At 35.2% G+C, this 26843-nt stretch carries 24 protein-coding genes; 10 read left to right on the forward strand and 14 right to left on the reverse strand.

What is annotated here, in order from left to right; genetic code table 11:
• Positions 1-46 precede the first annotated feature (46 nt).
• Genes BUB89_RS15650 through BUB89_RS15660 form a run of 3 tightly spaced genes read left to right on the forward strand, consistent with a single transcriptional unit; the run spans position 47 to position 3041 of the window.
• Positions 47-1660: a S8 family serine peptidase gene (locus BUB89_RS15650; RefSeq protein ID WP_073246740.1), complete on the forward strand. Its 1614-nt coding sequence runs from the start codon at positions 47-49 to the stop codon at positions 1658-1660.
• A gap of 5 nt (positions 1661-1665) precedes the next feature.
• The gene (locus BUB89_RS15655; RefSeq protein ID WP_073246825.1) at positions 1666-2610 is read left to right on the forward strand and encodes an NAD(P)H-dependent flavin oxidoreductase; all 945 of its coding nucleotides are present in this window, start codon (positions 1666-1668) and stop codon (positions 2608-2610) included.
• Positions 2611-2621: 11 nt separating this feature from the next.
• Positions 2622-3041 (forward strand): hypothetical protein, encoded by a 420-nt coding sequence (locus tag BUB89_RS15660; protein WP_073246742.1) that lies wholly within the window; start codon positions 2622-2624, stop codon positions 3039-3041.
• A gap of 10 nt (positions 3042-3051) precedes the next feature.
• On the opposite strand, the gene BUB89_RS15665 is transcribed toward BUB89_RS15660, so the two are convergent.
• Entirely contained in the window at positions 3052-3492 is a 441-nt protein-coding gene (locus BUB89_RS15665) for a DUF4268 domain-containing protein (RefSeq protein ID WP_073246744.1), read from the reverse strand.
• An 87-nt stretch (positions 3493-3579) separates the two neighbouring features.
• On the opposite strand from BUB89_RS15665, the gene BUB89_RS15670 reads away from it, so the two are divergent.
• The 3 genes from BUB89_RS15670 to BUB89_RS15680 all read left to right on the forward strand — a co-directional run bounded on the left by BUB89_RS15670 (position 3580) and on the right by BUB89_RS15680 (position 6499).
• On the forward strand, positions 3580-4233 hold the full coding sequence (locus BUB89_RS15670; RefSeq protein WP_073246745.1) for an NUDIX hydrolase: 654 nt from the start codon (positions 3580-3582) through the stop codon (positions 4231-4233).
• A gap of 56 nt (positions 4234-4289) precedes the next feature.
• Complete coding sequence (locus BUB89_RS15675; protein ID WP_073246747.1) at positions 4290-5102, forward strand: lysophospholipid acyltransferase family protein; 813 nt, start codon at positions 4290-4292, stop codon at positions 5100-5102.
• Between the two features lie 92 nt (positions 5103-5194).
• On the forward strand, positions 5195-6499 hold the full coding sequence (locus BUB89_RS15680) for an NAD(P)/FAD-dependent oxidoreductase (protein WP_073246749.1): 1305 nt from the start codon (positions 5195-5197) through the stop codon (positions 6497-6499).
• Between the two features lie 10 nt (positions 6500-6509).
• Here BUB89_RS15680 and BUB89_RS15685 read toward each other — a convergent pair whose 3' ends face one another.
• Positions 6510-7571 carry a DUF3810 domain-containing protein gene (locus BUB89_RS15685; RefSeq protein WP_073246751.1) on the reverse strand — a complete coding sequence of 354 codons (1062 nt, stop codon included), beginning with the start codon at positions 7569-7571 and terminating at the stop codon, positions 6510-6512.
• Between the two features lie 313 nt (positions 7572-7884).
• On the opposite strand from BUB89_RS15685, the gene BUB89_RS15690 reads away from it, so the two are divergent.
• The gene (locus BUB89_RS15690; RefSeq protein WP_073246753.1) at positions 7885-9348 is read left to right on the forward strand and encodes an aminoacyl-histidine dipeptidase; all 1464 of its coding nucleotides are present in this window, start codon (positions 7885-7887) and stop codon (positions 9346-9348) included.
• A 299-nt stretch (positions 9349-9647) separates the two neighbouring features.
• On the opposite strand, the gene BUB89_RS15695 is transcribed toward BUB89_RS15690, so the two are convergent.
• From BUB89_RS15695 to BUB89_RS15710, 4 genes are all read right to left on the reverse strand, one after another.
• Complete coding sequence (locus BUB89_RS15695; RefSeq protein WP_073246755.1) at positions 9648-10412, reverse strand: carboxypeptidase-like regulatory domain-containing protein; 765 nt, start codon at positions 10410-10412, stop codon at positions 9648-9650.
• A gap of 86 nt (positions 10413-10498) precedes the next feature.
• On the reverse strand, positions 10499-12367 hold the full coding sequence (locus tag BUB89_RS15700) for a DEAD/DEAH box helicase (protein ID WP_073246757.1): 1869 nt from the start codon (positions 12365-12367) through the stop codon (positions 10499-10501).
• A 205-nt stretch (positions 12368-12572) separates the two neighbouring features.
• On the reverse strand, positions 12573-13151 hold the full coding sequence (locus tag BUB89_RS15705; protein ID WP_073246759.1) for a non-canonical purine NTP diphosphatase: 579 nt from the start codon (positions 13149-13151) through the stop codon (positions 12573-12575).
• A 271-nt stretch (positions 13152-13422) separates the two neighbouring features.
• A complete protein-coding gene (locus tag BUB89_RS15710) occupies positions 13423-14931 on the reverse strand; it encodes an FMN-binding glutamate synthase family protein (protein WP_073246761.1) in 1509 nt (502 codons plus the stop codon).
• Positions 14932-15108: 177 nt separating this feature from the next.
• Between BUB89_RS15710 and BUB89_RS15715 the strand changes: the two genes are divergently transcribed.
• Positions 15109-17490, forward strand: a complete 2382-nt coding sequence (locus tag BUB89_RS15715; protein ID WP_073246763.1) for a hybrid sensor histidine kinase/response regulator — start codon at positions 15109-15111, stop codon at positions 17488-17490.
• Here BUB89_RS15715 and BUB89_RS15720 read toward each other — a convergent pair.
• From BUB89_RS15720 to BUB89_RS18105, 6 genes are all read right to left on the reverse strand, one after another.
• Entirely contained in the window at positions 17487-18284 is a 798-nt protein-coding gene (locus BUB89_RS15720; RefSeq protein WP_073246765.1) for an NYN domain-containing protein, read from the reverse strand. The two genes, BUB89_RS15715 and BUB89_RS15720, sit on opposite strands and share 4 nt — an antisense overlap.
• Before the next feature lie 156 nt (positions 18285-18440).
• Positions 18441-18953, reverse strand: coding sequence for a pyridoxamine 5'-phosphate oxidase family protein (locus BUB89_RS15725; protein ID WP_073246767.1), 513 nt, complete (start codon positions 18951-18953; stop codon positions 18441-18443).
• 18 nt (positions 18954-18971) lie between these two features.
• Positions 18972-19352, reverse strand: coding sequence for a SpoIIAA family protein (locus BUB89_RS15730; protein WP_073246769.1), 381 nt, complete (start codon positions 19350-19352; stop codon positions 18972-18974).
• A 126-nt stretch (positions 19353-19478) separates the two neighbouring features.
• Positions 19479-19829 carry a DUF2200 domain-containing protein gene (locus tag BUB89_RS15735; protein ID WP_073246771.1) on the reverse strand — a complete coding sequence of 117 codons (351 nt, stop codon included), beginning with the start codon at positions 19827-19829 and terminating at the stop codon, positions 19479-19481.
• 87 nt (positions 19830-19916) lie between these two features.
• Positions 19917-20453, reverse strand: a complete 537-nt coding sequence (locus BUB89_RS15740; RefSeq protein ID WP_073246773.1) for a YfiT family bacillithiol transferase — start codon at positions 20451-20453, stop codon at positions 19917-19919.
• Between the two features lie 292 nt (positions 20454-20745).
• A complete protein-coding gene (locus BUB89_RS18105) occupies positions 20746-20946 on the reverse strand; it encodes a YqaE/Pmp3 family membrane protein (RefSeq protein WP_073246775.1) in 201 nt (66 codons plus the stop codon).
• Between the two features lie 1853 nt (positions 20947-22799).
• Here BUB89_RS18105 and BUB89_RS15760 point away from each other — a divergent pair.
• Both BUB89_RS15760 and BUB89_RS15765 read left to right on the forward strand, forming a co-directional pair.
• The gene (locus BUB89_RS15760; protein WP_073246827.1) at positions 22800-24062 is read left to right on the forward strand and encodes a cysteate-C-fatty acyltransferase; all 1263 of its coding nucleotides are present in this window, start codon (positions 22800-22802) and stop codon (positions 24060-24062) included.
• Positions 24063-24180: 118 nt separating this feature from the next.
• Positions 24181-24657 carry a hypothetical protein gene (locus tag BUB89_RS15765; RefSeq protein ID WP_073246780.1) on the forward strand — a complete coding sequence of 159 codons (477 nt, stop codon included), beginning with the start codon at positions 24181-24183 and terminating at the stop codon, positions 24655-24657.
• A 59-nt stretch (positions 24658-24716) separates the two neighbouring features.
• On the opposite strand, the gene BUB89_RS15770 is transcribed toward BUB89_RS15765, so the two are convergent.
• Positions 24717-25835 (reverse strand): GTP cyclohydrolase, encoded by a 1119-nt coding sequence (locus BUB89_RS15770; RefSeq protein WP_073246782.1) that lies wholly within the window; start codon positions 25833-25835, stop codon positions 24717-24719.
• Between the two features lie 12 nt (positions 25836-25847).
• The gene (locus BUB89_RS15775) at positions 25848-26801 is read right to left on the reverse strand and encodes a transporter (RefSeq protein WP_073246784.1); all 954 of its coding nucleotides are present in this window, start codon (positions 26799-26801) and stop codon (positions 25848-25850) included.
• Between the last annotated feature and the right edge of the window lie 42 nt (positions 26802-26843).

Raw genomic sequence — 26843 nt, forward strand, 5'->3', positions numbered from 1 at the left:
ATTAATTCTGTTACAGGTTAATCACTTTTTTTTTAATGGTATCACTATGAAAAAGTTTCGTTTGTTATTTTTACTATTGTTCCCCCTTTTCGTTTTTTCCCAGGAAGAAGCCTGGGTGTATTTTAATGCTAAAGAAAAGGAACAGGAATTTTACAGCAATCCGTTAAAAATGCTTTCACAACGAGCTCTGGACAGACGAAGTACTCAAAATATAGCTTTGGATTTTAAAGATGTTCCCATAAGTGAAAATTTTATTAGTATCCTAAAAAAAGTTTCGGGAATCCAAATTATGGCTACGTCCAAATGGATGAATGCCATTCATATCAGAGGTTCTCAGAATGCTGTTAATTCATTAAAAAATTATGATTTTGTATCCAAAATAGAATTTGCCGCTAACACTTTGAATCCAACTAATATAGTATCAAAAGCCAGCATTCCGAAAAATAAGAGACTAAAAAAGGAGAAGTCTGTTTTTGCTAACAAGGAAACGGCTGATTTACAAATAAAAATGCTGAACGGACAGGTTTTGCATCAGCACCATTATACCGGTTCAGGAAAAATAATTGCAGTACTGGATGCCGGTTTTCTGGGAGTTGATAAAGCGGTTCCGTTTAAACAGTTGAGAGATAATAATCAAATTTTAGGAGCTTATAATTTTGTAAACAGAAATGATGCTGTTTATACTCAGGATTCGCATGGCACCAATGTGCTTTCAACAATGGCTGCTTATACTGAAAATTCGTTAATTGGGACAGCAATTGACGCTTCGTATTACTTGTTTGTTACCGAAGATGTAAGTGTCGAAAATCCGGTGGAAGAATCATTATGGGTGGAAGCGGCTGAAAAAGCAGACAGTTTAGGAGTTGATATTATAAACAGTTCGTTAGGTTACACGGAGTTTGATAACCCCGCTTATAATCATACTTATGAACAAAGAAATGGGAGTACGGCTTTTATTTCTAAAGCTGCCGAAATTGCTTTTAGCCGTGGAATGCTCGTTGTTGTTTCAGCAGGTAATGAAGGAACTACAAAGGATCCCTATATTGTAACTCCGGCTGATGCTCCTTCGGTTATCGCAGTTGGAGCAGTTGATGAAAATAAAAATCGGGTAAATTTCAGCTCAGTTGGCCCCACATTTGACGGCAGAATAAAACCGGATATTATGGCTTTAGGGCAAAATACGGTTGTTTCAGATGAGAATGGAAATAGTGTTTATCTAAGTGGAAGTTCTTTTTCGGCTCCTCTCATTTCCGGAATGCTAGCCTGTTTGTGGCAGGCTTATCCGGAGAAAACAAATCAGGAAATAAAAAAAATACTGCTTGAATCTTCTACTAATTATAGTACTCCGGATAATCAATACGGTTACGGAATTCCCGATTTTAAATTGGCTTTAGCTAACAAAGCTAATTCAGGAGACGAAAATCTGCAGTATTTTGTAGCCTATCCCAATCCTGCATCTGATGCTGTTTCAGTTCATTTTCCTGCTGATTTTAATAAAGGAAAAATGTTTTTTTATAATGTCCTTGGGCAAAAAGTTTTAGAAAGAAAGATATTGGATTTAGAAACTAATTTTTCTGTAGCACCCTTAAGCAACGGACTTTATTTTTATAAAATTGAATCCGATTTCTTTTCCAGATATGGGAAAATAATTAAAAATTGATTGTAATGAACAGGATAACAACACTTTTTGAGATACAATATCCGTTAATTCAAGCCGGAATGGTTTGGGTAAGCGGATACAAACTAGCCAGTGCAGTGAGTAATGCCGGAGGTTTAGGATTAATAGGTGCAGGCTCGATGTATCCTGAGGTTTTAAGAGAACATATTAGGAAATGTAAAAAAGCAACGGCTAAACCTTTTGGGGTTAATATTCCTATGTTATATCCTAATATTGAAGAAATCATGCAGATTATTATCGAAGAAGGAGTCCGGATTGTATTTACGTCCGCAGGGAATCCGATGACCTGGACACCTTACTTAAAAGATCATGGAATTACGGTAGTTCATGTGGTGAGCAGTACTAAATTTGCATTAAAAGCACAACAGGCAGGAGTAGATGCTATTGTCGCCGAAGGTTTTGAAGCCGGAGGACATAATGGTCGGGATGAAACGACTACTTTTACTTTAATTCCGATGGTGAAAGAACAAATAAAAATTCCTATTATTGCAGCTGGCGGAATCGCTACCGGAAACGGAATGCTTGCAGCTATGATTCTGGGAGCAGATGCTGTTCAGGTAGGAAGCAGGTTTGCTGCTTCGACAGAATCTTCGGCACATGATAATTTTAAAAAAATAATTCTGGATACAAAGGAAGGCGGTACACAATTAACATTGAAAGAACTGACTCCTGTGAGATTGATAAAGAATAAGTTTTTTGAAGACATTCAGGAATTGTATACCCAATGTCCCACTAAAGAGGATTTGTGCGGATTATTAGGAAGAGCCCGAGCCAAGAAAGGTATTTTTGAAGGAGATGTGGTTGAAGGAGAATTAGAAATAGGTCAGATAGCCGGATTAATTCACGATATAAAGTCCGCTCAAACCATTGTTTTAGACATGATGCAGGAATATGAATTTGCTAAAAAGCAAGTTGCCAATTTTTTATTTTAAATAAGTCAAAAATGACACAAAAAAAATGCTTTTATTTTTACATCTGTTTATTGTTTTTTACAATGGGTTTGCAGCAATCTTACAGTCAGGTATATCGATTCAAAACTTCGGGTTTTAGTGTTTTGGAAAAAAATGAAAAAGGAAAATGGGGGAAATGGTCTGATCTGGGATTAGTAAATATCACTGTTACTTTAGATACTGATAAAAACAGGATTGTAGTATATTCTCAAAATATTCAATTGTACAATATAGTAGTCTATCAGCCGGAATCAGAGTCTGAAAGTGATTTAGTGTATTCCTTTACTTGTAAAGACAATGATGGTGTTGATTGTACCCTTTCTATCATCACCCGAAAAAAGCAGGAAAACCGAAAACAATTATATATCACTTATCCGGATCATGTGATTGTGTATAATATTTTTACGATGTAAAATCGGAACATTATTCGATTTCAATATCCTTTATAAACTCATCATATTCCAGATAAAAACGCTCCAGAGCATCCATTTTTTCATTAAAAAAATCAAAAATACTGTCCCAGTAATTACGGTTGCTGAAACCAACGCCTGATTTTTCAACCCAAATCCTGCTAATGGTCTTTCCATTTTCCAAAACATAGTCTTTTTCAAAAACTAAATCAGTGATGAATTCTTCTTCTAAGATGTTTTTTAAAGCTTCCAGTTTTTCAAAATAAGCAATTCGTTTTTCAGTATTGCGATGTTCGATATCAATCAAAACCTGAGCTTTTTTATTATCCACATAAAATTTAAAAGAGAAGTCCTTAATCTTAGTGTCGTATAAAAGCCATTTTCGAGGATGTTTTTCGGCAAATGTTACCCAGAATTCTCGTTTTAACCGTTGCGTTTCTTCTTTACTATACATTTTATTAAGCTTTCATCTTTAGAAAATTTGTTCAGGCTCGTTTTCTAAAGTATATTTATGTTTTATTTGCAAAAATAGACTTTGATTATGGATTTTCAGCATTTTTTAAAAATTATACCCAATTTAGTTCCCGCAGTACTTCCTGCTTTTGCTTCTCATGAAAAGATGATGCCTGTTGAACGCAAAGAACTTTTGGAGAAAATTAATCTGAAAGAAAAAAATCCCAGAGAAGCTGCTGTGACGATGTTGTTTTATCCTAAAAACAATCAGGCTCATTTGGTTTTGATTGTTCGAAATTCCTACGAAGGAGTGCATTCTGCTCAAATTGCTTTTCCGGGCGGCAAATTTGAAGTTGGTGATAGTAATTTAAAAGAAACTGCTTTAAGAGAAACGGAGGAAGAAATTGGAATCAGTCGTGACAAAATCGAAATTGTGAAAGATTTTAGCCCGTTGTATATTCCGCCAAGTAATTTTATGGTATATCCTTTTTTAGGAATTTGTATCGAAGAACCAGCATTCGTTTTAGATCCTCAAGAAGTAGCTTCAATTATTGAATTGCCTCTGGAAGTTTTTAAAAATGATGCTATTTTAACGGTCGAAAATCTATCCACTTCTTACGGTTCCTTTATTGAAGTTCCGGCTTTTAAGATTGATGGACATATAGTGTGGGGAGCTACCGCTATGATGCTGAGCGAATTAAAAGATGTGTTGTTAAGTGTTTTTGATACTGGAAAGTTGTAGAGCGCTTCATCTTGTTTTTGTAAATTTATAATCTAATATTAAACTAATTACCTTTTATGAAACTCATTAAAAGAAATCCCTTTGGGCATATTTTATTTTTAAAAAAATGGCTAATCCGTTTTTTTGGAAGCTTTACTCATAGACGTTATCGGGGTTTTAATGATTTACAAATTGAAGGTTCGGAAATCATTCGAAAATTACCCGATACCAATGTGTTGTTTATCTCCAATCACCAAACCTATTTTGCCGATGTGGTGGCAATGTTTCATGTTTTTAACGCCAGTTTAAGCGGGCGAATTGATTCAATTAAGAATATTGGATATTTATGGGAGCCTAAAATGAATATTTATTATGTGGCGGCTAAGGAAACCATGCGTTCCGGTTTATTGCCTAAAATATTGTCTTATGCCGGAGCCATTCCTGTAGAAAGAACCTGGCGTTCCGAAGGTGTAGATGCTATGGAGAAAAAAGCAGTAAACCCCAATGATACCGAGAACATAAAAAAAGCCTTAAATGACGGCTGGGTCATCACTTTTCCGCAGGGAACCACCCGCTCTTTTAAACCGGTTCGTAAAGGAACAGCTCATATTATTAAACAGCATCGCCCTATTGTAGTGCCGATTGTTATTGATGGTTTCAGACGTTCATTTGACAGAAAAGGAATCCGAATGAAAAAGAAAGGAATTTTACAGTCTTTTATCATCAAAGAACCGCTGGTAATTGATTATGATAACGAAACTATTGACGAAATTGTAGAAAAAATAGAATACGCTATTGAGCAGCATCCTTCTTTTTTAAAGGTGATTCCGGCTGAGGAATTAGAAGAACAGGAACAATTAAATAAATTGCGTCAGTGGGAAATAGATTAAAAAAAGAGAGTTTTTTACTCTCTTTTTTTGTATTCCATACCAGTAGAATTTTTATACTTTGTATCTTTAGTAAGTTGTAAATAATTTAAAATATGAATATTCCCCATTCTGATAATCCTCGAATCGTTATAATTGGTGGTGGTTTTGCAGGAATTGCATTGGCCAAAGAATTAAGGAACAAAAAAGTTCAGGTGGTGCTTTTAGACAAACACAATTACAATACTTTTCAGCCTTTATTGTATCAGGTTGCTACCGGCGGACTCGAAGCGGGTTCTATTGCCTTTCCCATTCGGAAAGTAATTCAGGAGTACGATGATTTTTATTTTAGATTGACGAATGTTCAGGAAATTGATACTCAAAACAAAAAGATAATTGCCGAAATAGGAGAATTGAGCTATGATTATTTGGTTATGGCTACGGGCTCTACAACTAATTTTTTCGGAAACGAAGAGATAAAACGAAACAGTATGGAAATGAAAACCATACCGCAATCCCTTAATATTCGAAGTCTTGTACTGGAAAACTTTGAACAGGCTGTTTTTACTAAAGATGTTGAAGAACAAAACTGCTTAATCAATTTTGTTTTGGTTGGAGGAGGGCCAACAGGAGTAGAGTTGGCAGGTGCTTTGGCAGAAATGAAAAAAGCCATTTTGCAAAAAGATTATCCTGATCTGGATATCACAAAAATGCAAATTAACCTGATTCAGAGTGGCGATAGAATTCTCAATACGATGAGTGAGAAGTCATCTGTAGCAGCGGAAAAGTTTCTTTTAAAAATGGGGGTTAAAATCTGGAAAAATGTAAGAGTGACTCATTATGACGGTCGCACTATTTCCACAAATTCCGATTTGAGTTTTGATACCGCAACCGTAATTTGGACTGCCGGTGTTCAGGGAGCGCTTGTTTCCGGGTTAGATGCCAGTGCGTTAGTAGAAAAAGCAGAACGCATTCGTGTCAATTCCTACAATCAGGTAAAAGGATATGATGCTATTTTTGCTATTGGAGATATCGCTTCAATGGAAACCGAAGATTATCCACAAGGGCATCCTATGATGGCACAACCCGCCATACAGCAAGGTAAATTATTAGGAAAGAATATTATTCGACTCATTCAAAAACAGCAGATGGAAGCTTTTGAATACAAAGACAAAGGTTCGATGGCTACCATAGGGAGAAACAAAGCTGTTGTCGATTTGCCTAAATTTCATTTTAGTGGTTTTTTCGCTTGGTTTGTCTGGATGTTTGTGCATTTGTTTTCACTCATTGGTTTCAAGAATAAAGCGTTTGTTTTCTTGAATTGGGTGTATAATTATATCCGTTTTGACCGCGAAGGACGTTTGATAATCAGACCTTATAAGAAAAGAAGTTTTACCACTTTTACCAGTGATGAGTTGTAGCATTTTAATTTTACAAAGGCTTGTTTTTATAATAATTCACCAATAAATCAACAAACTTACTGTAGCTGTTTATTCCTTCTTCCTGTTGATTAATTTTTAAATAATGATCATAAAAAGTATGAAATCCTTTCTCAATCGGCGTTTGATACTGCATCCAGAATTGTTCACTTTCTTTATAGTTTTTTAGAATTCCGGGGTGAACGGTTTTTAATAATTCCTGATATATTTTTTCATTTCGAATGTACCAATTGTTTAAACAATACCGCAACGCAAAGCTGTAACCGGAATATTTAAAATACAAATCATCATTGTGAACCGAAGCAAGAAACCCAATGAAATTACATTCGCTTTCGCTGGCATAACCCATTTGATGCGCCATTTCGTGACAACTGGTGGTAGGTAAATTGTACCGGGGCATTAAATAATTGACCTGAGCTTCATTAGTAAAAGGATTTAAATATCCGCCAAAACCCATATAAGTTAAAGGCAGACTAAACAGGGATTTTTTAAGGCTTTGATTGGAATAACTAAAAAACGGATAGTTTTTAGCCAGATGTTTGTACCCATTAATATTTTTTTCAAAAGTGGCTTCATGGCTGTAAGGGTAAATTACTTTTAGGCTATCGTTTTTAGTAATCTGGTTTTGAATTTCATTCGTTTTTGCAATAACTTTTTTGGTGAAATCTAATAAATCAGCATCCGAATACTCTCTTTTAATTTGCATTTTTTCGAAAAGAGGAATTCTGTAATAGTTGATTGCCCAAATAAAATAAAAGAAGAAATGAAAAACCGAAACAGCACCTAAAACTGCTAATACACGGTCTTTCCAGTTTAATCTCCAGTTTTTTCGATTGGACCAAAACCATTTTAAAGCCAGTAAAATCAAAATAAAATACAGAATGTCTCCAATTGAAAACGGAATCCATCCCAACAGAATTCTCAGGAAATTAGAAAGTAACGGATACAATCCGTTGCTGTAAAAAGACTCTACTAATTCCGGAAAAAAAGCAAGTGTTTTTAGAATCAGAATCTGAATAATGAGCAGTAATGGTAATAAGTATTTTCGTTTCAAAATAGCATTTTAGTGTTGTAAATATAATTACAATAATTAACAAGGCAAACGCATGCGTTTCAGAAATAAAAAAAATCAGCCATGAATTACACGAAATAACACAAATTGATATGTCATAAATATTGCACGAATAGAGCAAAGGCTTGTAAGATTGGTGTGATTTTTAGATTTATTAAAATTGGTGTAAAATAGTGTAATTCGTGGCAAGAAATAAAACGCATGAGTTTGACCAGCAATAATTAATTTAATGTTAGAAAAGGATTTTAAACTTTGTAACTTTGAGTTTTTTAAATCGAAAATACAATACAACTATATGAGTCAGGAAATATGGAATTTAGAGCCACGGGCTTTATGGAATAATTTTGCCAGTTTGAATGCGGTACCAAGGCCTTCTAAAAAAGAAGAACGTGTGGTGGCTTTTATAAAAGATTTTGGTAAAAACTTAGGGTTAGAAGTTTTTGAAGATAAGGTTCAAAATGTAATTATTAGAAAGCCGGCCACAGCGGGAATGGAAAACCGCAAGGCAATTGTGTTGCAGGGACATTTGGATATGGTACATCAAAAAAATGCTGATACAGCGTTTGATTTTGATACTCAGGGAATCGAAATGTATGTAGATGGCGACTGGGTGCGTGCCAAAGGAACAACTCTGGGAGCGGATAATGGATTAGGTGTTGCCGCAATTATGGCTATTTTAGAAAGTAAAGATCTCGCTCATCCTGCTATTGAAGCCTTGTTTACTATCGATGAAGAAACCGGAATGACAGGTGCTATGAACTTAGAAGAAGGTTTATTGCAAGGACAAATTTTGCTGAATCTGGATACCGAAGAAGATGATGAAATCGACATTGGTTGTGCAGGAGGAATTGATGTCACTGCAGAAGCGGAATACGATGAGGAAGAAACGCCGGAACATTCAACGGCATACAGCATCACCGTAAAAGGACTCAAAGGCGGACATTCCGGGATTGATATTCATAAAGGATTAGGGAATGCCAATAAAATTATGAACCGATTGTTGTTTGATGGTTTTGATAATTTTGGTTTGCAAATTTCGGAAATTCATGGCGGAAGTTTGCGCAATGCTATTCCACGTGAAAGTGTGGCAAAAGTGATTATTGCTTCAGTTTATGATGAAGCTTTTGTTTTTGATATGCAGCAAATTGTCAGCGAAATTAAAAACGAACTGAAAACTACGGAACCCAACTTAGAAATTGTTTTCGAAAAATTGAAAAATACTCCTGCAAAGGTGATGCCTCCGATGGCGCAATACTATTTTGTGCGTTCGATGGCAACGGCAGCTAATGGTGTGCACAGAATGAGTGCTGATTTTGACAATTTGGTCGAAACTTCAAATAATATTGCAAAAGTTAATTTAGGTAAAGGAAAATTGTCAGTGCAATGTTTAACGCGTTCTTCGGTAGAATCGGCTAAGTTTGATTTGGCTAATGAGTTGCGTTCTGCTTTTGAATTAATGGGTTGTGAGGTAGAGATTTCAGGTTCTTATCCGGGCTGGACTCCTAATCCCCAATCAGAAATTTTAGAGGTTTTGGTTCCTCTTTATGAAAAACTAAATGGCGAAAAACCCAAAGTAGTAGCTTGTCATGCCGGTTTAGAATGTGGTATTTTAGGAGGCAATTATCCGGATATGGATATGATTTCTTTTGGACCCACTATTCACGGAGCTCATTCGCCGGATGAAAGAGCGAGTATCGCTTCTTCTCAAAAATTCTGGAAATTTTTAGTGGAGATTTTAGCGAATATTCCGGTAAAATAAAAAAGTGCTCAGTATTCCGTTTTAGTATTCAGTTTTGCTGATCACTAAAAGCGGAATACTGATGACTTAAATTTAGTCTCTTTTCGGACTGTTTTTCTTTTCTCTTTTTTCTTCTTTCTTTTCTTTGGCTGTTTTTTGCGGTTCTTTCTTTACCGTTTTTTTAGCGTCTTGACTTTTTGCCATGATAATTATTTTTTAGGATTGTGTTTTAGTAAATGTAGGTTTTATTGTGTTTGCTTTGCGCTTTATCTAAAAAAAAATCCCCAATTAGGAATTGAGGATTGAATATAAATTTTTTATTATTTTTTCAGAATTTTATATTGTTCATAGCATCCGCTTATGGCATCCATGATTTGTAAGTCGTTAGCGGTTTGTATAAAAGATTCTGAATAATTACAGCGTTGTAATATTTCGGGAATTTCGTTTTTATCAATTCCCAGCAATACCGCAAGAGTTTCACGGTCAAATTTAGATTCGAGAAGGTTTCTTACCGTATCATCTTTCTTAATTTGTTTTAATTTTTTCAGCTCTGTTCCTTTTTTTCCAAAGAAATTATAAAGCATATCCGCGGGATTGAAAATGGAGCCCAAAACTTTTCCAAAAGCTCCGGGAGAATATTCTCCTGCTTCGTAACCATTGTTTAATCCTGAAATGCTGTATTGGTAGTTTTTATTGATAGGAATTGTTTTCGAATCTACCTCTAAGTAACCGGTAAGGTTAAAGGGGCGAATTACAACTTCTTCTAAAGCGATGGCTTTTTCAGTCAGATATATTTTAGCTACTTTATTTTTTATCCAGTCATTCGTTACTTTCACTCTTAGTGATTGGAATCCTAAAAGGGACAAATGTAAGGTGTCAGTAGGGTGAATGTCAATTTCAAAATACCCATTCATATCAGTTCTGGAACCTCTTACTCTATTGATATTGATGATGTTTACACCTGATAAAGGAGTTTTAGTATTGTCGTTATAGATATAGCCGGTTACTTTTTGGGAAGTAATTTGATCCTGGGCAAAAGTGACTGTAGAGAATACTAAAAAAAAGAAAACTACAAAATATTTCATAAACTGGTTTAAAACTTTAAAAGTAATAAAACGGCTTTAAATATTTTGTAGTTTATTATTTTAATTATAAGAAAATTAACGAATCGTTAATCTCTTCTTGGTCTTCTTGGTCTTGGTGCATCACCAAAGCTTTCTGAACGTCTGGCAGGTCTTTCTGATGAACCACCTTCACGTCTTGGAGCTGAGCTTCTTTCGCTTCTGAAACCACCTTCTCTTGGAGCTGAATTTCTGTCGCTTCTAAAACCACCTTCACGTCTTGGAGCAAAGCTACCTTCTCTTCTTGGAGCTGAACTTCTTCCGCCAGAACTTCTTCCGTTGTGATCGCGTCTTCCGCCACCATCATTTTTAGAGATTTCAACATTGATACGACGTCCTTCTAATTGTACGTTGTTCAACACTTCCATTACTTTATCAGTGTGTTCCGGATCAGTGTTAAAGAAAGAGAATCCTTCTTTTACATCTACTTTGAAAACGTCATCACGACCTAAGTCTAATGTTTCTTTCAAATAATCTTTTAATGACATCCAGTCAAAATTGTCTCTGGAACCAATGTTTACAAAATATCTTGTAGCACCACTATTGTTGTTTTCTCTTGGAGCACGATCGTCTCCACGCTCACGTCTGTCACCAGATTGAGCCGAAATATCTCTTGTTTTCTTGTAGTAGTTGATGAAACGGTTAAATTCAACAGAAACCATTTTCTTGATCAGTTCTTCCTTAGTCAAACCTTCTAATACATCATTGATAGCCGGTAAGTAGTTGTCAATTTCGTGATCTACTTCAGTATCTTTAATTTTAGTAGCTAAGTGTAATAATTGGATTTCGCAGATTTCGATTCCGGAAGGAATTGTTTTTTCTTCAAATTTTTGTTTGATGATTCTTTCGATAGAAGAAATCTTGCGTAATTCGCTTTTTGTTACAATTACAATAGAAGTTCCTAATCTTCCTGCACGACCTGTTCTTCCTGAACGGTGGTTGTACGTTTCAATTTCGTCCGGTAATTGGTAATTTACTACGTGAGTAATATTATCAACGTCAATTCCACGTGCCGCAACATCAGTTGCAACAAGCATTTGGATTTGTCTTCCACGGAAAGATTTCATTACTCCGTCACGTTGTGCCTGAGATAAATCTCCGTGTAATGCAGCAGCGCTGTATCCGTCTTCGATTAATTTTTCGGCAATAGCCTGTGTATCACGTTTTGTTCTGCAAAAAACTACAGAGAAAATGTCCGGGTTAGCATCTGCTAAACGTTTTAAAGCTTCGTAACGATCACGTGCGTTTACAAGATAAAATTCGTGAGAAACGGTAGCAGAACCAGAGTTTTTAGTTCCTACAGTTACTTCCTCAGGGTTTGTCATGAATTGTTTACCAATTCGGGCAACCTCTGCCGGCATTGTTGCAGAAAACAACCATGTGTTTTTCTCGTCAGGAGTTGTTGAAAGGATGTTTACGATATCATCATAGAATCCCATGTTCAGCATTTCGTCTGCTTCGTCAAGAATACAATAATTAATCTGAGTGATGTTTACTAATCCTCTGTTAATCATATCCTGCATTCTTCCTGGAGTAGCCACAATAATTTGTGCTCCTCTTTTAATGTCTCTCGCTTGTTCGGTAATACTAGCTCCTCCGTAAACTGCTACCACATTAATACCTTTTTCGTATTTAGAGTAGTTTTTAAGTTCGTTGGTAATCTGTAAGCAAAGTTCGCGCGTTGGAGATAAAATCAACGCCTGTGTATTTCTGTTGTCGGCATCAATTTTTTGAATAACTGGAAAACCAAAAGCTGCCGTTTTCCCTGTCCCTGTCTGAGCCAACGCAACTAAATCTGTATCTTTTTCCAATAATAGGGGAATCGCTTTCTCCTGTACTTCTGACGGATTCTCAAATCCTAGATCTAAAATCGCCTTCAGTAACGATTCACTCAATCCTAATTGTTCAAATTTATTCATTATGTATTTTTAAAATAGGGTGCAAAATTACTGTTAATTATCCATATAAACTAATGCATTTCTAAGTTTTAATGATTTAATATCTTTTGATTATCAGAAAGTTATGTTTTGAAACTTAAAATAGCGCCTTCAGTTTTAGAATTTTAACGGTAAATAGAAGGTTTATTTTCGAAAAAACACCTGAAAAATATTGGATATTAGATAATTATTTTGTTTCTGTTAAATAAGAAATGAGTAATTGGGTGGCTTTTCCTCGATGGCTAATTTGGTTTTTTATTTCCAAATCTAAATCGGCAAAAGTTTCCTGGTAACCTTCAGGCTGAAAAACAGGATCGTATCCAAATCCTTGATTTCCTGATTTTTCCAGCGTAATTTCCCCCTTTGCAATTCCGGTGAAGAGTTGTTGTTTGCCATTTATATTTAATGCAATTACAGTTTTAAATTGTGCGGTGCGGTTATCTTGATTTTTTAAGTTTTCCAATAAAAGATTCATATTGTCTTCTGCATTACGCTGCATTCCGGCATATCGTGCAGAATAGACACCGGGTGCTCCGTTTAAGGCTTCCACTTCCAGTCCTGTATCATCGGCAAAGCAATCATAACCGTATTTTTGAGTTACATAATTGGCTTTCAGGATGGCGTTGCCTTCTATAGTGTCAGCTGTTTCCGGAATTTCTTCATGACAACCAATGGCTTCCAGACTTAAAAGCGTAATGGTATCCGGCAATAATTGTTGGATTTCTTTGATTTTATTTTTGTTATTAGAGGCAAATACGAGTTTCATAATAAGAGAATTTTAAAAAATATTATTTTTTGTATTAAAAAATATATAAGTATCTGTATTTCAGGTTAATTAGGTGTTAAATTATAGTAAGAAATATTTTTCTTTGAATAATAGCCGTATCTTTACACTGTGGTTTTGATTCATTAATGTGTGTATGTTAATTTGGGTAGAAAAATGAAAGCACACTATCAACACTTTTTAGTTAATTATAGTTGATAATAGTAAATCAAAACCAATTTTTGGAGGGCTTTCATAGCCCTCCTTTTTTTTGTTAATGCTGACTGACATTGGTTAGGTTATTTGGAAAATACGAATCGGAAAGATGTGCAAATTCGTCCCCACGCATAAAAATAGAAATATCAGCTTCGGCAAAACTGTTTTTTCCGGCTGCGGCTAATAATTCATTGGCAGCATGAAGTGTATTTCGATGATAATGATAAACCCGTTCGGATTTATCGGTTACCACTAAACCTTTCATCAGCATTTTATTCTGGGTGGCCACGCCGGTGGGACACTGATTGTTGTGGCAACGCAACGCCTGAATGCAGCCCAGTGAAAACATAAAACCCCGGGCGCTGTTACACATGTCTGCCCCTAAAGCAATAGCATGTAAAACCGAATAACCGGAAATGATTTTTCCACTTCCTATGATGCGTATTTTATCCCGGATATTTAAATTGACTAATGTTTTATTGACAAATATCAACGCAGGTTCAAAAGGCATTCCCACACCATCCGAAAATTCTAAAGGTGCAGCACCTGTTCCTCCTTCGGCGCCATCAACGGTGATAAAATCAGGATAGCAATCTGCGGCAATCATTTCGTGACAAATGGCTTCAAATTCACTGGTTTTTCCAATACAGAGTTTGAAACCAATGGGTTTTCCGTTAGACAATTCGCGTAAGCGGGCGATAAATTCAATTAAGCCTTTCGCATCCGAAAAAGCACTGTGAGCAGGAGGAGATAATATTAATGTGTGAGGTAATACACCTCTTATTTTAGCAATTTGTTCGGTGTTTTTAGCAGCGGGTAATACACCTCCGTGTCCGGGTTTAGCGCCTTGAGAGAGTTTGATTTCAATCATTTTCACATTGGGATGACTTGCTTTTTCTTTGAATTTTCCACCGTCAAAATTCCCTCTGTCATCCCTACAGCCAAAATATCCGGTTCCTATTTGCCAGGTTACATCGGCTCCCTGTAAATGAAAATCAGTTAATCCTCCTTCGCCGGTATTGTGATAAAAATGACCTCTTAAAGCACCTTTGTTAAGAGCTACAATTGCGTTTTCGCTTAATGACCCAAAACTCATTGCCGAAATATTGAGCAATGAGGCTGAATAAGGTTGTTTACAATCTTTTCCTCCCACCAGTACGCGGGGTAATTCCTCATTTACTTTGGCAGGAAATATAGAATGTTTGATTCCTTCATAATTGGTATGGTTGAGGTCTAATTGTGTTCCAAATGGTGTATTAGAATCAATGTTTTTGGCTCTCTGATAAACCAGCGAACGCTGGTTTCTTGAAAAAGGTTTTCCATCGGTAGAGCGTTCAATAAAATACTGTTGAATTTCCGGTGAGATACTTTCGAAAATATATCTGAAGTAACCTATAACCGGAAAGTTTCGGAGTATTGCGTGCTTTTTCTGGACACTATTATAAAATCCGATTGCTATAAAAACCAGCATTATTACAGAAAACAAATACGATGTTTCCATATAATAATTAAAAAATAGCGAAATGGCTAATAATGAAATTCCAACGATGAAAATTTGCTTTCTCATAATCTTAAAAAAAATGTTGATGAACTAATGTAGAAAGAATATATAGTCCTGTGAAATATTTTAGAAAATATTAATAAATTAAATTTAAAGATTTTGTCAGCAAAAAAAGAATATAAGTGTTATGTCATGAAAGTCAGCATGTTTTGCTACTTTTGCTTACCCCTAAAATGATTGAATATGAAAACGGAAAGCTTTTTGGTTTTTCTAAAAAGAATAGTATTATTCTTTTTTCTGCTGGTTTATGCTAACAATTACTCGCAATATGTTTTTAAATCAGATGATTTACCAGATGTGCTTTCGCTGCAAGATTACACTTCAATTGCTGATGTAGGTCAAAAAGACCTTGATATTCAATTTGTTTTAAGAGAATTTAATACTTTAAATCCACAAGAACTTAAAGCTAAGGGAGATTATTTAGGATTCACTGAAAATAATTTTTGGTCAATGACTACTTTAGTGAATGATACTGATGAAGAGTTGCATTACTTTTTTGAGACGGCACGCCCCATAACGGATGTAGTTGAATTGTATCTTGTGAATGCCGCTACGGGAAAAATTGAAAAAGAAATTAGTGGTGACGCTATGGCTTTTGAGGAACGAAGCTATCCTAACAGAAGGAGTCTGTTTAATTTGAAAATTAAACCGAAAGCGAATTTAAAGTTAGTTTTGCATATTAAAAGTGACGGTGAAGTAGTTAAACTGCCATTAGTTTTATATTCTCCGGAAGGTTTTGTAAATGCTAATTCGACCGCACAGTTTGTTAACGGACTTTTTTACGGTGTTTTAGCCATAGTTGCTATTATTTATTTCTTTTTCTTTTTAGGATTGAAAGAATCTACATTTTTATATTACAGTTTGTATGTAGTCTCTGTGGGCTTGTTACAATTTGCATTAGACGGATATTTTTACCAATACATAACTCCTGGTGGCGGCTGGTTTTCAAATCATGCGGTACTGTTTTTAGCCATAATAGGAGCATTTTTATCAGGTAAGTATAGCGAATTGTTTTTGAAAATTAAGGAGAATAGCAGTGTTATCTATTTAATGTATCGGGTGAGTTATGCTTTGCTGTTAATTTTATTGTTTTTTGCTGTTTTTGTACCTGTAGCTCTGATTTATTGTTACCAAATAGTAAACTTGTTAGTTTTAGTTTTTTTATTTCTGATCGTTTTTTCAATAGGATATTTATACTACAGTAAGAAAGCTGTTGATTCTTTGTTTATCATCGGTATTTTCTTTTTGATTCTGGGTTTTGGTGTTTTTATTCTCAATAATCTGGGATTGGTGGAGAATACTTTTGTGACTCAGAATAGTTCTAAAATTGGTACTGGTTTAGAAGTAATTTTTCTTTCTCTTTCAATGTCAAATCTGATTCGGAAATTAAAAAATGAAAAAGAAGAATTTAACCGGATTGCTTTAGTGAAGTCGGAAGAAATGAATGAGTTAAAATCATATTTTTTATCGAATATCAGCCATGAATTGCGTACACCGCTGAATGCGATTAGTAATTTGATTGAAACTGTTTCCGGTGCCGTCAAAGATAAAAAAGAGAAGAAAAACTGTGAGGTTATAAAATATTCAGCTCAGAGTTTATTGGGGTCTGTAAACGATATATTGGATTTTTCTAAAATTGAAAAAAATGAATTAAGGCTGGAGAAAAAAGAGTTTGATTTACTGACGGTTTTAAAAAATGTTAAGTCCAGTGCTAAAATCAAATCAAAAGATAAAGGGCTTAAGTTCCATTTTACTAAGCCGGATACTCCTGTTTCAACTCTTGTGGGTGATGAGAACAGATTGTTTCAGATTATCAACAATGTTTTAAATAATGCTATAAAATTCACTTCTCACGGCTTTGTTGATTTCAAGGTGGAAGTGGAAAAAAAATCAGATACTATTGCAAGTGTAAAATTGATTGTTACCGATTCAGGTGTTGGCATAGCCAAAGAAAAAATGAATAGCTTGTTTGATTCTTTTTCTCAGCACAGTATTGATAATAAACGAAAATTTGGAGGACTGGGATTAGGACTTTACATTGTGAAAACCTTAGTGGACAAGCAAGGAGGACTTGTCGAAATTCAAAGTGAAATCCATAAAGGAACAGTTTGTACCATTGTAATTGATTATGAAATCGCAGCCAAAAAGAAAATCCCGGTTGCGGTTGCTGACTCAGCAGTTTGCGATTTAGGTGGTAAAACTATTTTGGTTGTAGAGGATAATGCAATGAATCAAATGGTCATTAAAATGATTACTAAAAAGTGGTTGAATACCACAATTGTGTATGCCAATAATGGGAAAGAAGCTTTAGATGCTTTTGCAAATAATACTTTTGATTTAGTTTTAATGGATCTTCAAATGCCTGTTATGGACGGTTATGAAGCTACCATTGCCATAAGGAATGGAAAAGTGGGTGAACAAAACGCAAACATTCCTATTGTTGCCGTAACTGCAGATGTGATGGAAAGCACTCAATTGCGTGTCAAGGAAATAGGAATGAATGATTATTTGTCTAAACCTATTAGTAAAGAATTATTGTATCAGGTAGTTAAAAAGTTAATTTAACTATAACGAAGACGTACATAAACGTGTTTAATCCCTTTTTTATCTGAATCTCTTTCATCTATTTCAAGAATGTCAGTTAGTGATTTTAACATGGGAGTCAGTTTTGTAAAGCCGTAATTTCGTGGGTCAAATTCGGGTTTTTTCTTTACAATCAGGTTTCCTACATCGCCCAGAAAAGCCCAGCCACTATCATCGGCAATGTCGTCAATAGAATCTTCGATAAGATCCATGGTAGGTTCGTCAATTTTATTTAATGGTTTTTGAGTCGGTTTTTCGGTGGCTTTAATAGTGGTTTTTTCCACTGGTTTTTTAGAATCCACTACAGTTTTAGTGGTTTTTTTCTTGATAGCGCCATCTAAAACTTCGATAAATATAAAACGGTCGCAGGCGCTGATAAAAGGTTTTGGTGTCTTTTGTTCACCAATTCCAATCACTTTCATGCCTGATTCTCTTAAACGAATCGCTAAACGGGTAAAATCGCTGTCACTGGAAACAATACAAAAACCGTCCAGTTTCCCAGAATACAGTAAGTCCATAGCATCGATAATCAACGCAGAATCGGATGAGTTTTTGCCTGTAGTATAGCTGTATTGTTGGATAGGAGTGATGGCGTGTTCCAGTAAAACACCTTTCCATCCATTGGCATTGGGTTTAGTCCAGTCGGCATAGATACGTTTTGTGGTTGGGGTACCGAATTTAGTAATTTCTTCCATCATTCCTTTTACATTGCTGTACGGAACATTATCGGCATCAATTAATACGGCTAGTTTGAGTTCTTTTGTATTTTGCGGCATTGTGTTTTTTTATGAGAGCTAAAGATAAATATTTTCATTTAGTTTTTGTCCTAATTGTAATTATTTCATTTGGCTTTATTTTTTTTAATAGAAAAGGAGAAGTTTTTTTACTTCCCCTTTGTTTGTATTATTTTTACGAAAAGAGCGTGAATAGGTTTATCTGATATTCAGGTTTCCTTCAACTCCATCGCTGTTATCGGTTGTTGATCCGGTTAAAGCGGCACCCACAAAACTCATCATGGTTATAAATTTTCCTGCTTTGGTATCCCAATAATAGGTTTCTTCTGGAGTCACTCTGATTACGGTTACTTTAGGGTCGTCTTTTCCTTCTTCAAACCATGCATTTGCCAGAGAGCTCCATTGTTCTTCTATCGTATTTTTGTCTTTGTAAATAAAAGCTTTGCCATAAATAGACAGGTATTCGGAATTACTATTATTCATAAAGAACAGCTGTACTTTGTTTTCTTCTTTTATTTCAAAATTTTTATTGCTTTCGGCACTGCTTATAAACCAGAGGTTTCCCTGATTGTCGCATTCCTGAAGGCTCATAGGTCGGGAATTCATCGGAAGTTCTGTTAAATTGGTACAAAACATACAAATTCTTGCACTTTCTGATAATTCTTTTAATTTTTCAATGGCTTTTGTATGTGTTAGATTTTCTATTGACATGTCTTAGATTTTTAAAAGTTAATGATTGTTTTCTGCTCCGTTAGCACACCAAATAATAGCCTTGTCTAGTTCGTTTTTCGAAAAAGACTTAAATTCTCCCGGCATCAGGACGCTAAATATTTCGGTGAAATTTTGCACATTATTGTTGTCTGTAACAATAGCGCAACGATTCCATTTGGTAAGATTTTTTATCCCCAGGAGTAAATCCTGCAACCAGGCTTTAAAAGTAAAATCTCCAATCTCGGTGTTTAGATACAAAAGGTAATTTAATTCGTTAAAAATTTTTACTTTTTGTTCTACAGTGGGGAAGACCACGTTTTCAAAATCGGCTTGAGTTACGGTGCCGCGTGCTTCAAAAGCAGCAACATTATCGGGAGTATTTTGTAGTATAGCTATCATGATTATTTTGTTTTTATTCAAAAATATCACTTCTATATTGGGGTATGTTACAGATTTTCACCGAATTATTACATCATTTTCTTTTTGGAGTATAAAAAGGTGATTCGGCTGAGGGAAGTTAATTTTCTAACTGCGCAAAATTTTATCCATCGATTTTCCCTTGGCTAATTCATCAACCAATTTGTCCAGATAACGGATTTGCTGCATCAGCGGATCTTCAATTTCTTCTACACGATAGCCGCAAATAACGCCGGTAATTTTAGAAACATTGGGATTGATTTGTGGAGCCTGAGCAAAAAATGTTTCAAAATCGGTTTTGTTGTCCAATATGTGTTGTAAGTTTTGCTCGTTGTATCCGGTAAGCCAGAAAATAATTGCATCAACTTCCTGCTTGCTGCGTCCTTTTTTCTCCGCCTTGGTAATGTAATGCGGATAAACCGAAGCAAAGGACATTTTATAGATTCGGGTGTTTTTCATTTTTCATTTTTGTTAAGTTCCCTATACCTTTTAATATATTCAACGATAACTACTGCTGTTTTCTTATTTCTGCTTTCTGCCGGCTGTTTATTTCCAGTTGTTGCGTTTTTTTGTTTGGGTTATGTGTGCCAAATGATGGTTGCAATGCCAGGCATAGGTGCCAATGTTTTCGTCTATTCTAAAGGTTTTTCCGTGTTCAGGATGAATAAAAACGCTTCCTTTTTGTTCTTCTGTAAGATGGTTTAGCAGCATTGTCCATCGTTCATGAATACCTTCCAGCATTTTTAACGAAGGAGCGATTGGCATGTTTTTACTGTCCATAAGTTCTGCCCATCGTTCTTCATGATACGGTTTTATGGTAGGTTGGTCTTCGGTAAGTGTGAGTTTAAAACGGGTCAGGCTGTTCATATGGCTGTCGGCACAATGGTGAATTACCTGTCTGATCGTCCAGCCTTCGGGTCTGTATGGTGTATCTAATTGTTCATCGGTTAAATGATACACTTCGTTTTTTAGTCTTGCAGGAAAAGATGAAATGTCAGCTATCCATTGTGATAAAATGTCTTTTGTAATAGTTGCTGGAGCTTCAAACTTTCCGATGGGATATTTTAGTTGTTCTAATGTCATGTTAGTTTATAGTTTTGTTGCTATTTTTTATTTTCAATCCATTTCCTGTTTTTCTCAAACTTGTCTTCCTGACGAAGGAAGGAACTTCGTAAGTAACTCCGTATTGATTTAGAAACGTACCACACGAAAGGATTCGTGTCAGCAGCGGGTATTAAATTTAAAAAAATCTTTAAAAGAGTAAGTCCGTTAACATTCAAAAACCACCCCGTCTTTCAGACACCCCTCCAGAGGGCGGGGTGGTGCAGTCGCTATCACTTAACTTAGTGATATTGTATTTGTGCCAGCTTGAAAACTACGATTTAGATTTCATTGCTTTTATGAGTTCTTTATTTCTTTTATCGGCTCTTGAATTTTGTAAAGAGATGACTGCCCAAATTGCAGCTGGAATCCATCCAATAAGCGTTATTTGTAATAGTAAACAAATGATTGACGTTAGTATTTTTCCTCTCAGGAAAAAAGAAACAAACGGAAAGAAAATGGCAATTAAGGTCATGGTTTATGTACGATTGATTATACTGAATTGCAGGTGTACTTGTAGGTTTTGATGGAAATACTTTTAGTAAAGTTTGTCCACCTGCAAAGAATTGAGGTTGAGCATAAAGATATCTCCAAAAACCAAAATCAAATGTTGCTAAAAGCTTTGGGTGCGTATATACTATTAGTTTATTTAATGATTTATCAATTAATTTTTTAGTATTTACACATCTGTTTGTGCTAAAGGTTCCACCTGCTGCAATGCTGTCTCTTAACCAATCATTTCCATGTTGGGCTACATATTGTTCGTTTATTTTATTTCGTAATGCAACTTCAAAGCAACTTATTACGGTGAACATTTCTTGAGAAAGCTGTAAATTTTTCCGATATAAAGTCATTGCTTTTCTTGAGTTGTTTCCAGTTGCTACAAGATATCTATGCATTCTTGCACTTGACATTATATCTTCAAATTCGATATATTTCATTTTAATTTGGTGGTTTTAAATGAAGTTATTATATTTGTTCTATATTATTCCCGATAGCCCCTGATTAGTCAAGCTACCGGGTTTTCGTTTTTTATATACTTCCTTCTCAAATATATTCATTATTTCTTACAAACCTTCCGCTTATTAGTTGATTTTAGAAAATTATTCTGATTTCCTAGTCCCGATGCGAGCGGCGGATATTCAGGTGTTCTAATGCCATGTTAGTTATAGTTTGTTCTGGTTTTATTTTCAATCCATTTCCTCAAACTTGTCTTCCTGACGAAGGAAGGAACTCCATAAGTAGCTCCGTATTGATTTTAGAAACGAGCCACACGAAAGGATTCGTGCGACAGCAGTGGGGATTATCACTTGTTTGCTTTTAGAATATTAGTTGTTGAATTTCGTTTCGCATGAAGAATACAACAATCAAAATCACTAATGTAATTATGTTAGTTTTGGATTCAGTATATTTCTGTTCGTTAAAGTTTGAAAATATTTGAGACATTAAATATCCACCGATTATAAAGATTGGTAAATAGTCCAAAATTATTTCAACGTACCAAATTTCTGAAATTCTGCTTGCAGTTGCACCTTCGCCATAAAATCCCCAAAAGACAAAAAATTCAATTATAAATAGTAAAATGAGAATCACACAAAGCAATATGCTTTTAATTGCAATGCTTTTATATTCGGTTTTTAGTTTAGTGAGTTTTTGTAAATTCAAAATGAGTCGTTATTAAAGTAAAAACATAAAGCTAATGCAAATAAATGTATACCAAACAGAAAGTATTTCCATTTCGGTTTGGATATTAAAATTTGGCTATAAATCGGTATTTGGATTAAAGCGAGGGTAAAACCAATTAAATTTATTTCTCTATTCAAGTTTGCTAATAACATTGTAAAAGGAAAAATTATTTTAGCAGGAATATATGTACCGTGTCCTCCACCTGCAAAGATTATTGTTACTAGGAGGCATAAAAATGTAATAATGAATGTTTTTACTACTGTTTTCATTTAAATGTGTGCTAACTTTTAAATACTCGCTAAAAAGTAGCGCTTATACATCCAACGGCAGATTGGCAAAACTTTGCTTTGTTGCTTTCCCAAATATATTCATTAATTCCTTACAAACATTCCGCTCATTGGTTGATTTTGAAAACTATTCTTGTTTCTTAGCCCTGATGGAAGCGGCATCCTCTTGTGGCTTGTTTCTTTAACAAGGCACAAGAGATAGAGCGAACAGCGGGTGAAAAAGGGAATGAAATGCACTTACGGAAATAGCTCCTAAAAATAAATTTAGCTTAAAAGCCCTTAATAAAATTTAAATAATTATTTTTGCTCCCGGAATTTCGGGAGTTAAAAATTAATGTTATTACATCACGATAGTATGGTAAAAGATTTATTCGAAAGAATTCAGAGCAATAAAGGACCGTTAGGAAAATGGGCTTCGCAAGCAGAGGGATATTTTGTATTTCCAAAATTAGAAGGAGAACTAGGGCCTAGAATGAAGTTTGCAGGAAAAGATATTTTGAACTGGAGTTTGAATGACTATTTAGGTCTGGCCAATCACCCGGAAGTACGTCAGGCGGATACTGATGCAGCGATTCAGTTTGGTGCTGCTTATCCAATGGGTGCTCGTATGATGAGTGGTCACACTACTTATCACGAACAATTAGAAAAAGAATTGGCTGAATTTGTAATGAAGGAATCGGCTTATTTATTGAATTTTGGTTATCAGGGAATGGTGTCTATTATTGATGCTTTGGTTACTAAAAATGATATTATTGTGTATGATGTGGATTCGCACGCCTGTATTATTGATGGTGTTCGTTTGCACATGGGTAAGCGTTTTACTTACAAGCACAACGATTTAGAGAGCATGGAGAAAAACCTGCAACGTGCTACTAAAATGGCTAAAGAAACCGGAGGAGGAATTTTATTTATTACCGAAGGTGTTTTTGGGATGCGCGGGCAACAAGGAAAGTTGAAAGAAATTGTTGCTATGAAAGAAAAGTACAATTTCCGTTTGTTAGTTGATGATGCGCACGGTTTTGGTACCCTTGGAAAAACAGGTGCCGGAGCAGGTGAGGAGCAAGGTTGTCAGGACGGAATTGATGTTTACTTTTCGACTTTTGCAAAATCGATGGCTAATATTGGTGCGTTTGTAGCGGCTGATAAGGATGTGATTGATTATTTAAAATACAACCTGCGTTCGCAAATGTTTGCTAAGGCATTACCAATGATTCAGACTATTGGTTCGTTGAAACGTTTGGAATTATTGCGTAAATCTTCGGAGATTAAAGACAAGCTTTGGGTAAATGTAAACGCATTGCAAAACGGATTAAAAGAAAAAGGATTCAACATTGGTGATACTAATACTTGCATTACTCCTGTGTATCTTGAAGGAAGTATTCCTGAGGCGATGGTGATGGTAAACGACCTGAGAGAGAACTACGGTATTTTCCTTTCGATTGTGGTTTATCCGGTTATCCCAAAAGGGATTATCCTGTTGAGAATGATTCCTACTTCGTCTCATACCATTGCTGATATTGAGGAAACACTAACTGCATTTGAAGCTATTCGTGAAAAATTAGTAAATGGTACTTATAAAGCTATTGCAGAGAAAACTACGGTTAACATGGAAGCATAATACATAAAAAAACAATTCTCTTTATGGGAATTATATAAAAGAATCCATTCATTATATGAGTGGATTTTTTTTGTTAAAAAATATCTTTACATGATATTAATTTTAAAAATTTATAATTATGAAAGTGATATATATACTTAGTAATGTGGCGTTGTTTGTAATTCTTGCTTCGTCTTGTATGAATAAGAAAAACGATCAGGTTGTTGTAGCTCCGCAGGAAGTTGAAGCGCCAATGGAAACACCTAAAAAAGAATGTTATCAGGCTGTGATTGAGAAGGATACACTGAGGCTGACTATTGATATCAATGCTGTTAATGATGTAAATGGAGAATTAGATGCCTCGTATTTTGAAAAAGACAGAAGCTTTGGGACACTTTTAGGGAACATGCATGGAGACACCATATTTGCCGACTATAAATTTGAGTCTGAAGGTAAAACATCTATCCGAGAAATGGCTTTTATTAAAAAAGATTCTAATACCTATGTGGAAGGTCATGGCGAAATGATTGAAACCAATGACAGAATGGCTTTTAAGGATAAAAGTGAAATTAAATTTGACGGAAATATCATTTATCACAAGATTGATTGTGAATAATAGCTTTACTTTTTGACGAAAAAAAAATATCCATTAGTGTGCGCTAATGGATATTTTTTTTAAAGATTTTTTCTAAATGTTTTTCTGCGGCAATGTACCTTAGGATCAAAGTGTTTCCACAAATTATGAATAGCAATATTGTCTGCTAATTCAGGGGTTCTAAAGCAATTTTCAATGCCTTTTTCTTTAAAAGTATCGTAATATTCGTTAAAAATAATAGCCGTTACCGCTTTGTTCTGGTATTCAGGATGTACCCCTATTAAGTAAAAAAGCATGTCTTTGCTTTGTTTTTTTGCTTTAAGCAAATGAAATATTCCAAAAGGGAATAATTTTCCTTTGGCTTTTTGTAATGCTCTGGAAAAAGAAGGCATTACAATACTGAAAGCAATAATGTTATGATCCTTGTCTTCTACAAATTTGATATATTCCGGATTGATGAAGCTAATGTATTTTTTCTTGAAATACTCTTTTTGCACATCAGAAATAGCTACAAAAGAGGATAAATTAGCATAAGAGGTGTTGAACAAATCAAACATTTTATCTACATAAGGCATCACTTCCTTAGTAGATTTAAAATTAAGGGCATTTAACTGGTATCTTTTTTTAACTAATTCATTGGCCTTCTGGAAAAACTCCGGTTTTACATTCGAAAAAGGGAATTTGCTTTCTACATATTCTTTTTCCACAACATAGCCCAGTTGTTCAAAATGAGTGGCATAATACGGATGATTGTACCAGGTAACCATAGTTCCCAGTTGATCAAAACCTTCGGTAAGGACACCTACCTTGTCCAGATTTGAAAATCCCATAGGACCTTCTACATACTCCAGATTGTTTTTTCGGCCCAGTTCGTATACTTTTTCCAGTAAAGCTTCGGTCACATTGATGTCGTTAATGACATCAAACCAGCCAAAACGTACTTTTTTCTTTTGCTGTCCGTTTACCTCTGCCCAATTGATGATGGCGGTAATGCGTCCTGCAATTTTATCATCTTTATAGGCAATATAAAAATAAGCTTCTGCATTTTCAAAAGCTGGATTTTTAGTTTTATCGAATGTTTCTAATTCGTCTGCAATCAATGGTGGAACCCAAAATTCATTGTCTTTGTATAAAGAAAAAGGGAATTTAATATATTCGGTCAGTTCTTTTTTTGTTATTGCTTCTTTTACTGTAATCATTGTTTGTTGTCTTTATTCAATTGCGTCTTTTCGTTTTTGATCTCTTTTGGCTGCTTTTCTAACCGATTTGGGTTGCGAAGGACTGTCGTCTATTTCCATTCGTACTTCTTTATAATTGGTGTCATATCGCCATGAAAAGCCTATTCCTCCATAAAAAACAGTTGGTGTGTCTTTTAGATTATGGCTTATGGATGCGTCTATTTGCATGTTTTTGTTAAGTAAAAAAGCGGCTCCTCCACGCATGATGGCATCGCTGTAAAAATCGCTTTTATACCCCTGATTTTCGATAAAACCGGACCATTTGCGGCTGATGCCTTTTGTTAAAGTAACGATGTAGCCGTAGCTGGGATAATCTGTAGCGATGTAATCAGCAATGATATTGGTAACTAAAACCCAGGAACCGTCGCCTAAATGGTTTTGTGTCACTAACATCACCTTTGGAGAAATCATGGCATCAGGAGAAAAAGCATACGGATTGTTTTTCATCGTAAAATTAGCACCGGCAAAAACAGAAACAGCAGGAATTAATTGGTGCCAGTTGAAAGCATGATTGGCTTTCCAGCTGTAAATATTTACTTTTTTTTCGTAATTTTTATAGGGGTCGTAGATGAGGTATTTAGCTCCTAAAACAGTTTGCTTTAAATTGGATTTGTTATATTGATTAAAAGCGGTTACAAAGTCTTCGTTTTGATACTGAAGATTGGCAACTATTTCTAATTTTTCCATAAAAAAACCATAGCGTAAATCAAGGTCTATACCATATCCATTAGCATCATAACCCAGTAAACGGTGGTTTTCATTGATGCCGTAAACACCGGTTTCAACCTGAATTACTGATTTCCCAACGGCGTATGCCGACATGGATTCACCCGGCCTGTTGGAGTTAATTTCATCGGTGTGTTGTGCATAATTGTAATTAACAACTAAGCTTATAACTAAGACTAATAAAACTTTAAATGAAGACATGTTAGTGGATTTTAAAAGTGATAGGCTTTCCAAATGTACTAT

The sequence above is a fragment of the Flavobacterium flevense genome, assembly GCF_900142775.1.
GTDB lineage: Bacteria > Bacteroidota > Bacteroidia > Flavobacteriales > Flavobacteriaceae > Flavobacterium > Flavobacterium flevense.

Coding starts and splice junctions, on each gene's coding strand:
- BUB89_RS15650 (WP_073246740.1), top strand. CDS start 47: ATGAAAAAGTTTCGTTTGTTATTTTTACTATTGTTCCCCCTTTTCGTT.
- BUB89_RS15655 (WP_073246825.1), top strand. CDS start 1,666: ATGAACAGGATAACAACACTTTTTGAGATACAATATCCGTTAATTCAA.
- BUB89_RS15660 (WP_073246742.1), top strand. CDS start 2,622: ATGACACAAAAAAAATGCTTTTATTTTTACATCTGTTTATTGTTTTTT.
- BUB89_RS15665 (WP_073246744.1), bottom strand. CDS start 3,492: ATGTATAGTAAAGAAGAAACGCAACGGTTAAAACGAGAATTCTGGGTA.
- BUB89_RS15670 (WP_073246745.1), top strand. CDS start 3,580: ATGGATTTTCAGCATTTTTTAAAAATTATACCCAATTTAGTTCCCGCA.
- BUB89_RS15675 (WP_073246747.1), top strand. CDS start 4,290: ATGAAACTCATTAAAAGAAATCCCTTTGGGCATATTTTATTTTTAAAA.
- BUB89_RS15680 (WP_073246749.1), top strand. CDS start 5,195: ATGAATATTCCCCATTCTGATAATCCTCGAATCGTTATAATTGGTGGT.
- BUB89_RS15690 (WP_073246753.1), top strand. CDS start 7,885: ATGAGTCAGGAAATATGGAATTTAGAGCCACGGGCTTTATGGAATAAT.
- BUB89_RS15695 (WP_073246755.1), bottom strand. CDS start 10,412: ATGAAATATTTTGTAGTTTTCTTTTTTTTAGTATTCTCTACAGTCACT.
- BUB89_RS15700 (WP_073246757.1), bottom strand. CDS start 12,367: ATGAATAAATTTGAACAATTAGGATTGAGTGAATCGTTACTGAAGGCG.
- BUB89_RS15705 (WP_073246759.1), bottom strand. CDS start 13,151: ATGAAACTCGTATTTGCCTCTAATAACAAAAATAAAATCAAAGAAATC.
- BUB89_RS15710 (WP_073246761.1), bottom strand. CDS start 14,931: ATGAGAAAGCAAATTTTCATCGTTGGAATTTCATTATTAGCCATTTCG.
- BUB89_RS15715 (WP_073246763.1), top strand. CDS start 15,109: ATGAAAACGGAAAGCTTTTTGGTTTTTCTAAAAAGAATAGTATTATTC.
- BUB89_RS15720 (WP_073246765.1), bottom strand. CDS start 18,284: ATGCCGCAAAATACAAAAGAACTCAAACTAGCCGTATTAATTGATGCC.
- BUB89_RS15725 (WP_073246767.1), bottom strand. CDS start 18,953: ATGTCAATAGAAAATCTAACACATACAAAAGCCATTGAAAAATTAAAA.
- BUB89_RS15730 (WP_073246769.1), bottom strand. CDS start 19,352: ATGATAGCTATACTACAAAATACTCCCGATAATGTTGCTGCTTTTGAA.
- BUB89_RS15735 (WP_073246771.1), bottom strand. CDS start 19,829: ATGAAAAACACCCGAATCTATAAAATGTCCTTTGCTTCGGTTTATCCG.
- BUB89_RS15740 (WP_073246773.1), bottom strand. CDS start 20,453: ATGACATTAGAACAACTAAAATATCCCATCGGAAAGTTTGAAGCTCCA.
- BUB89_RS18105 (WP_073246775.1), bottom strand. CDS start 20,946: ATGACCTTAATTGCCATTTTCTTTCCGTTTGTTTCTTTTTTCCTGAGA.
- BUB89_RS15760 (WP_073246827.1), top strand. CDS start 22,800: ATGGTAAAAGATTTATTCGAAAGAATTCAGAGCAATAAAGGACCGTTA.
- BUB89_RS15765 (WP_073246780.1), top strand. CDS start 24,181: ATGAAAGTGATATATATACTTAGTAATGTGGCGTTGTTTGTAATTCTT.
- BUB89_RS15770 (WP_073246782.1), bottom strand. CDS start 25,835: ATGATTACAGTAAAAGAAGCAATAACAAAAAAAGAACTGACCGAATAT.
- BUB89_RS15775 (WP_073246784.1), bottom strand. CDS start 26,801: ATGTCTTCATTTAAAGTTTTATTAGTCTTAGTTATAAGCTTAGTTGTT.